General features: G+C 48.5%; 1 pseudogene. It reads left to right on the top strand.

The window, feature by feature from the left end:
- Window positions 1–875, top strand: a pseudogene (gene lpfC-O113, locus ACUU1I_RS20870) (long polar fimbrial usher protein LpfC-O113); the annotation flags it as partial.

Here is an 875-nt window from a genome sequence, read left to right as displayed (position 1 = left end):
CGTGATTTATCAGTCAGCCGTTCCACAAGGTGCTTTTGAGATCACCGATCTCAACACCGCAAGTACAGGTGGCGATTTGGACGTAACCATCAAAGAAGAAGACGGTAGCGAACAACGATTCACCCAACCTTATGCTTCATTGGCGATTCTTAAACGTGAAGGTCTGACAGATGTTGATGTCAGCGTGGGTGAATTGCGCGATGAAGACGGATTTACACCGGACGTCCTTCAGGCGCAAATACTTCATGGTTTTTCCCACGGGATCACTTTATATGGAGGTATGCAGGCTGCTGAAAATTATGGTTCTGCAGCTCTGGGTGTCGGTAAAGATCTTGGCGCTTTGGGCGCAATTTCTTTCGATGTGACACATGCTCGTGCGAATTTTAGCCATGATGATACAGAAACGGGTCAGTCATATCGCTTTCTCTATTCAAAACTATTTGACGACACAGACACTAGCTTGCGCCTGGTTGGCTATCGTTACTCCACCGAGGGCTACTATACCCTCAATGAGTGGGCATCGCGGCGCAACAGCCCTGAAGACTTTTGGGAAACAGGTAACCGACGTAGTCGCGTGGAGGGAACGCTAACGCAGTCGTTGGGGAGAGATTATGGCAATTTATACCTGACATTAAGCCGGCAACAATACTGGCATACCGATGATGTCGAACGATTAATGCAATTTGGCTACAGCAGTAGCTGGAAGCGTCTCTCGTGGAACGTCTCCTGGAGTTATTCCAATACTGCCAGACAGGGGACGGGGAACAACCATGCCAGTGATAACACCAGTGAGCAGATCTACATGCTCTCTTTATCTGTTCCTTTATCGGGCTGGTGGGGTAATAGTTACGCCACCTATTCTGTTTCGCAAAACG

Source organism: Shigella sp. SIG3, from assembly GCF_053555855.1.
This window is presented reverse-complemented; position numbering and strand designations above follow the sequence as displayed.